Annotated in this window: 7 protein-coding genes and 1 pseudogene; 2 read left to right on the plus strand and 6 right to left on the minus strand. The window is 66.4% G+C overall.

The annotated features are described in order from the left end of the window. From DYI24_RS18480 to DYI24_RS18505, 6 genes and pseudogenes are all read right to left on the minus strand, one after another. Nucleotides 1–517, minus strand: a pseudogene (locus DYI24_RS18480) (adenylate/guanylate cyclase domain-containing protein); the annotation flags it as partial. Between the two features lie 107 nt (nt 518–624). Continuing rightward, nucleotides 625–1,713 (minus strand): chorismate synthase, encoded by a 1,089-nt coding sequence (aroC, locus tag DYI24_RS18485; protein ID WP_107343351.1) that lies wholly within the window; start codon nt 1,711–1,713, stop codon nt 625–627. 103 nt (nt 1,714–1,816) lie between these two features. Beyond that, complete coding sequence (locus DYI24_RS18490) at nt 1,817–2,410, minus strand: histidine phosphatase family protein (RefSeq protein ID WP_164573353.1); 594 nt, start codon at nt 2,408–2,410, stop codon at nt 1,817–1,819. 154 nt (nt 2,411–2,564) lie between these two features. Further along, on the minus strand, nt 2,565–3,386 hold the full coding sequence (gene fabI / locus DYI24_RS18495; RefSeq protein ID WP_107343349.1) for an enoyl-ACP reductase FabI: 822 nt from the start codon (nt 3,384–3,386) through the stop codon (nt 2,565–2,567). A 398-nt stretch (nt 3,387–3,784) separates the two neighbouring features. Continuing rightward, nucleotides 3,785–4,753 carry a DnaJ C-terminal domain-containing protein gene (locus DYI24_RS18500; protein WP_107343348.1) on the minus strand — a complete coding sequence of 323 codons (969 nt, stop codon included), beginning with the start codon at nt 4,751–4,753 and terminating at the stop codon, nt 3,785–3,787. A gap of 119 nt (nt 4,754–4,872) precedes the next feature. Then, nucleotides 4,873–5,283: an RT0821/Lpp0805 family surface protein gene (locus DYI24_RS18505; RefSeq protein ID WP_107343347.1), complete on the minus strand. Its 411-nt coding sequence runs from the start codon at nt 5,281–5,283 to the stop codon at nt 4,873–4,875. A 123-nt stretch (nt 5,284–5,406) separates the two neighbouring features. Here DYI24_RS18505 and pdxH point away from each other — a divergent pair, with 123 nt between their 5' ends. Then, nucleotides 5,407–6,045, plus strand: coding sequence for a pyridoxamine 5'-phosphate oxidase (pdxH, locus tag DYI24_RS18510; RefSeq protein ID WP_164573354.1), 639 nt, complete (start codon nt 5,407–5,409; stop codon nt 6,043–6,045). After that, on the plus strand, nt 6,042–6,538 hold a 497-nt coding region (locus DYI24_RS18515; RefSeq protein WP_164573356.1), incomplete at its 3' end, for an SDR family NAD(P)-dependent oxidoreductase. The genes pdxH and DYI24_RS18515, both read left to right, overlap by 4 nt.

The following is a 6,538-nucleotide window of genomic DNA, read 5'->3' on the forward strand; positions in this document are numbered from 1 at the left end:
GGCTGATCACCTCGACCAGCCGCGACAACGGCGGCATCATCGCCCGCAGCGCGCTGAGCTGGGAGTCGGTGAAGCCGCCCGGCTGCTTGGTGGCAAAGCTCGCCGCGTGATAGGTGCCGTCGAGAAACCGCAGCGGCAGCGCCGTGTAATCGGTGACGGCCTCGGCGCGCAGATCCTCCAGGAACGGGAAGTTCTTGCTCTCCGGGTCGTCGAGCCGGAAGCGGACCTCGACGCCGTAATCGTACAGGATCTTCAGCGGGCTGCGCTGATACTCCTCCGACCGCTCGACGTCCTGGGTGGTCGAGCCGACCTCGACCTCGCCGTCGGCGCGCCAGATGAAGCGATGGCCGTAGATATCGGGGTGCAGGGTTTCGACGAAGACGCCGACCCGGTGCAGCGGGATGCCGGCCGCGACGAGCTGCTCGCAGGTCAGCTTCATCTTCATGGCCGGGTCCGGCTCGGACCGTGCGCCGTCGCTCAGCCAGTCGAGAATGCCGCGGATCTGCTCAGAATGCATGGCTGCATCTTAGCCGCCCCGCGTGGCGTTTTGTAGCAGGACTGGACTCATGGCAGTCATCCAGCGGTCCTGCGGGGATGCTGAAGCCAGACAGGTGGGCCGGCTGGTCAGCCGCCGACCTGCCCCCGGTGCCGCAGCAGATGGTCGGCCAGCACGCAGGCGACCATCGCCTCGCCGACCGGCACGGCGCGGATACCGACGCAGGGGTCGTGACGGCCCTTGGTCAGGATCTCGGTGTCGTGGCCGGTGCGGTCGACGGTCTTGCGCGGGGTCAGGATCGACGAGGTCGGCTTGACGGCGAACCGCGCCACCACCGGCTGGCCGGTCGAAATGCCGCCCAGGATGCCGCCGGCGTGGTTGGACAGGAACGCCGGACCATGATTGCCGGTCCGCATCTCGTCGGCGTTCTGCTCCCCGGTCAGCTCGGCGCTGGCAAAACCGTCGCCAATCTCGACGCCCTTCACCGCATTGATGCTCATCAGCGCCGCGGCGAGGTCGCCGTCGAGCTTGGCATAAATCGGCGCCCCGAGCCCGGCCGGCACGCCCTCGGCGACGATCTCAACCACCGCGCCGATCGATGAGCCGGATTTGCGGATGCCGTCGAGATAGTCGGCGTAGAACGCCGCCTTGTCCTTGTCCGGGCAGAAGAACGGGTTGTTGCCGATCTCGTCCCAATCCCATTTGTCGCGATCGATCTTGTGCGGACCGATCTGCACCAGCGCGCCGCGCACGGTCATGCCGGCGATCACCTTGCGGGCGATCGCGCCGGCCGCGACCCGGCTCGCGGTCTCGCGCGCCGACGAGCGGCCGCCGCCGCGATAGTCGCGGATGCCGTACTTCGCCTCATAGGTGAAATCGGCGTGGCCGGGGCGGTACTTGTTCTGGATGTCCGAATAGTCCTTGGAGCGCTGGTCGGTATTCTCGATCAACAGCGCGATCGGCGTGCCGGTCGTCACCTGCACCCCGGTCTCGGGATGCACCATCACGCCGGACAGGATCTTCACCTGATCGGCTTCCTGGCGCTGGGTGGTGAAGCGCGACTGGCCGGGTCGGCGGCGGTCGAGATCGCCCTGGATATCGGCCTCGGTCAGCGGGATCAGCGGCGGGCAGCCATCGACCACGCAGCCGATCGCCACCCCATGGCTTTCGCCAAAGGTGGTGACGCGAAACATATGGCCGAAGGTATTGAACGACATGGCGCGGACCGACCCTTTTGGATTGCGCGGGTGTGGTAACGCGCCGGCCGGACACGGTCAAACCGGCCTTAGGCCCCTCTCCCGTGGGGCAGAAGGGAAGAGCTCAGCTGACGATTTCGAAGCCGCCGTCGCGGAAGACGTAGACGGCGCCCTGCTGGATCGGGCCTTCCAGAGCTTCGCGCGGGGGTTTCAGGCCGAGCGCGACGAACAGGGTGCGGCCGGTGCCGACGTGGCCGACCGCGACGGTGTCCCGCGTCAGCGACGCAACCCAGTCGGTGATGAACGGCAGCCGCTGGGCGTAGCTCTCGCCGCGCAGCGGCGCGACGTTCCAGCGGTCGGCATGGCGCGCGGCATACAGCGCCGGATCGGACTGCTCCATGTCCTTCAGGGTGAAGCCTTCCCAGGCGCCGTAGGTGATCTCGCGCAGCCGGTCGTCGACCGTGTAGTCCTGCGCCGGCAGACCCAGCGCACCGCGCACCAGCTCCATGGTGACCCGGGCGCGGCCGAGCGGGCTGGCGCGATAATCGAGCTCCGCCGGCTGCTGGCCGCTTCGTGCGAGCAGACCCCCAAGCACGCCGCCGGCCGAAACCGCCTGCCCGCGCCCCTTGTCGTTCAGCGGAATGTCGCGCGTGCCCTGATATCGCCCGGTCGCGTTCCAGTCGGTCTCGCCGTGGCGAATGAAGTAGATGGTGGGCATGATCTCGTTCGTCGATGCAGGGCCAACTCTATTGGCCCGTCATGGCCGGGCTCGTCCCGGCCATCCACGTCTTGCTATCAGCCCCGCCCGAAGGCGTGGATGCCCGGGACAAGCCCGGGCATGACGAGTTTCGCTGAACCGTCGGACCGAATGATCAGTCCTTGCCGCCGAGCGAGATGTCCGGCGCGTCGGGGTTTTTCATGCCGACAACGTGGTAGCCGGAATCGACGTGGTGGACTTCGCCGGTGACGCCGCGCGACAGGTCGGACAGGAAGTACAGCGCGCTGTCGCCGACCTCCTCGATCGTCACCGTCCGGCGCAGCGGCGCGTTGTATTCGTTCCACTTCAGGATGTAGCGGAAGTCGCCGATGCCGGACGCAGCCAGCGTCTTGATCGGGCCGGCGGAGATCGCGTTGACGCGAATGTTCTTCTCGCCGAGGTCGGCGGCGAGATAGCGCACGCTGGCCTCGAGCGCCGCCTTGGCGACACCCATCACGTTGTAATGCGGCATCCATTTCTCGGCGCCGTAATAGGTCAGGGTGATGATCGAGCCGCCGTCGGTCATCAGCTTCTCGGCGCGCTGCGCGATCGCGGTCAGCGAGTAGCACGAGATCAGCATCGACTTGGAGAAGTTCTCCGGCGAGGTGTCGACATAACGGCCGTCGAGCTCGTCCTTGTCGGCGAACGCGATGGCGTGGACCACGAAGTCGATCTTGCCCCACTTCTCCTTCACCACGTCGAACACCGCATCGATGGTGGCGCCGTCGGTGACGTCGCAGTGCCCGAGCACCAGGCCGCCGAGCTCGGCGGCAAGCGGCTCGACCCGCTTCTTCAGCGCGTCACCCTGATAGGTCAGCGCGATCTCGGCGCCCTGGGCGCGGCAGGCTTTCGCGATGCCGTAAGCAATCGAACGGTTGTTGGCGACGCCGAGAATAACGCCGCGTTTGCCTTGCATCAGGCCGGAAGCTGTCGACATGGACTATCCTATCGTCTTGCAATCGGCCTTCGACCTACACCAGCGGCCCGGCCGGGTACAGCCCCATGTCCCCGTGCAAATTCAACCATTTGGGCAAGCCTGGGCTGCTCCGCGCGGCATCGATCGGCGCCGCGCAGAACGGCTCTCGGCAATTAGTTGGAAAATCGTGCGCTATTCGAAATCGCGCAGCATTTTCAATGCGTGCTAACCGCGCGATCCCATTTTCGACATCGATTATCGCCAATCGGAACACCGACGCGCCGCAGAATCGCACCGGCCACTCAGCATCGTGTGAGCCGCGTCCGATCCGCCGGTCGACGCAAGCGGCCTCGGGCGGGGTTGCGCGCTGATCCCCCGCACCGAGGCCGCACCTGCGTCAGGGTCGGCCGATCTCGGCGTTAGCCGAGATCGGTCCGCGGATTGTAGGGGTGGTCGTCCCGCCACTTCTGCATCAGCTTCTCCAGCTCGGCGTCGTGGCCGTCCGGCAGGATGATGCGGGTGGTGACGAACAGATCGCCGGTCGCGCCGCCTTTCGGCAGCCCCTTGCCCTTGAGCCGGAAGATCCGGCCGCTGGACGTATTTTTCGGGATCGACAGCTCGATCGCACCCGTCAGCGTCGGCACCCGGACCTTGGCGCCGAGCACCGCTTCATACAGCGTCAGCGGCAGCTCGAGCTTCAGATCGTTGCCGTCGACCTTGAAGTAAGGATGCGGGGCGATGTTCACGGTGATCAGCAGGTCGCCAGCACGGTGACCGGGCGCGCTTTCGCCCTGCCCCTTCAGCCGGATCTGCTGACCGGCGCCGACGCCGGCCGGAATCTTGACGTTGAGCTCTTTGCCGGTCGGCAGCCGCACCCGCTTTTCGGTGCCGCGCGTCGCTTCTTCGAGCGTCACTGTCATCGACACCGACTGATCGAGGTCGGGTGCGAAGCCGGTGTCGAAGTCGAAGCCCTGGGTGCGACCACGCGCCCCCGCGCCGCGCGCGCCAGCCGCGCCGCCGAACATCGAATTCAGGATGTCCTCGAAGCCGGCCGCGCCGCCGAACCCGCCACCGGGGGCTCCGCCGCCACTGCGGAAGGAATATTGCTCGAACCCGCCGGCGCCGCCCGCACGGCCACCGCCGCCAGGGAAACCCTGGAAGCGCGGCTTGCCTTCGGCATCGATCTCGCCGCGGTCGTATTGCTTGCGCTTGGTCTCGTCGCCGAGGATTTCGTTGGCGGAATTGATTTCAGCGAAACGCGCGGCGGCTTTGGGATCGTTCTTGTTGCTGTCGGGGTGATGCTTCTTCGCCAGCTTGCGATAGGCGCTTTTGATCGCCGCAGCGCTGGCGTCCCGCTGCACCCCCAGGACCTCATAGGGGTCGCGCATCCGTCTCGTCTCCTTCAGGAATTTCAACTGTGGGCGAACGCCCGTCGCCAGTCATCTGGGGGGTTCATGTCTTTTTTGCAACCGGAATCGGCCCGTTGACAGGCGCAATTCGATGGGAATCAGCTCTTTCGCCACGGCCGCAGCGAGCGGATTTCCCAATGCCCCTGCGAGGTTCGGCAGGCTGCGCCCTGCATCCAGCTCTCGGTCCGCTCTTTCACATAGGAGGCGAGAAAGTCGCGGCAGGTGCGACCTTCGTTGCTGTAGGCCGCCGCCAACGGCGTCACCGAGCCGCGCGCACCGGTGGTCGGATTTTCCCACGGCTGGCTGGAATCCTTGTCGCCCTTGGTCAGCACATCGGATGCCGCGATCCGCGCCAGCGCCATATCGGCGTCGGTCGGGCCCTCCTCGCGGGCGGGCAGCACAGCGCCGATCGAGCCGGTGAAGTCGCTGCTGTCCATCTGGGCGAAGGCGCCGTCGCGGCTATTCATGCCGCAGCCACCGAGCGAGGCGCCGATTAGAATCGCTATCATCGCTGGCGCGCCTTGCGCGATGGCCGATAGGCCAATGCGTTGCCGTGCCCTATATAGGTTGGACCTATACAGGACCGGCAGCGCGTTCCGGACCGCGGTGAAGCACAAGTCGGATTCCCTCGCATGAGCGACCCCTCGATCAGACCACAGAGTGAGTTAACGCCCGGTGATTTCACCGCGGCAGAGAATCCGTTTGCGCTGTTCGCTGAATGGCTTGCGGAAGCCAACAAATCCGAGCCCAACGATCCGAACGCGATGGCGCTGGCGACGGTCGATCCGGACGGCTTGCCCGACGTGCGCATGGTTCTAATGAAGGGCTATGACGAGCACGGCTTCGTGTTCTACAGCCACATCGCCAGTCAGAAGGGCCGCGAACTGGCCGCCAATCCGAAAGCCGCGCTGCTGTTTCACTGGAAATCGCTGCGCCGGCAGATTCGGATTCGCGGCACCGTGACCCCGGTGACCGACACCGAGGCCGACGCCTATTTCGCCACCCGGCCGAAGCAGGCGCAGATCGGCGCCTGGGCGAGCAAGCAGTCGCAGCCGCTGGAAAGCCGGTTCGCGTTCGAGCAGGCGATCGCCAAGGTGGCGGCGCGCCATCTGGTCGGCGACGTTCCGCGGCCGCCCGGCTGGAGCGGCTGGCGGATCACGCCGTCCCGAATCGAGTTCTGGCACGACCGCCCGTTCCGCCTGCACGACCGCATCGAATTCCGCCGGGACACCCCGGATCACCCCTGGATCAAGACAAGGCTGTATCCATGAGCCCCGACTCCCAAAAGCCGCGCCCGCCCGAGAGCAACGCGCCGCGCCGGACCATGCTCCTGACCGGCGCCAGTCGCGGCATCGGCCATGCCACGGTGATCCGTTTCTCCAGCGCGGGCTGGCGAGTGATCACTTGCTCCCGGCATCCGTTTCCGGAGCAGTGCCCGTGGGGCGCCGGCCCCGAAGACCACATTCAGGTCGACCTCGGCGATCGCGCCGACACCCTGCGGGCGATCGACGAGATCCGCGAGCGGCTCGACGGCGGCGCCCTGCATGCGCTGGTCAACAACGCCGCAATCTCGCCGAAGGCTCCCGGCGGTGCCCGGCTCGGCTCGATCGACACGGAAATCGACACCTGGGAGCACGTGTTCCGGGTCAATTTCTTCGCGCCGATCATGATGGCGCGCGGGCTGATCGAGGAACTGAAGGCGGTCAAGGGCTCGGTGGTGAACGTCACCTCGATCGCCGGATCGCGCGTGCATCCGTTTGCTGG

Origin of the sequence: Rhodopseudomonas sp. BR0C11, assembly GCF_010820945.1 — a bacterium.
GTDB classification, from domain to species: domain Bacteria; phylum Pseudomonadota; class Alphaproteobacteria; order Rhizobiales; family Xanthobacteraceae; genus Rhodopseudomonas; species Rhodopseudomonas palustris_H.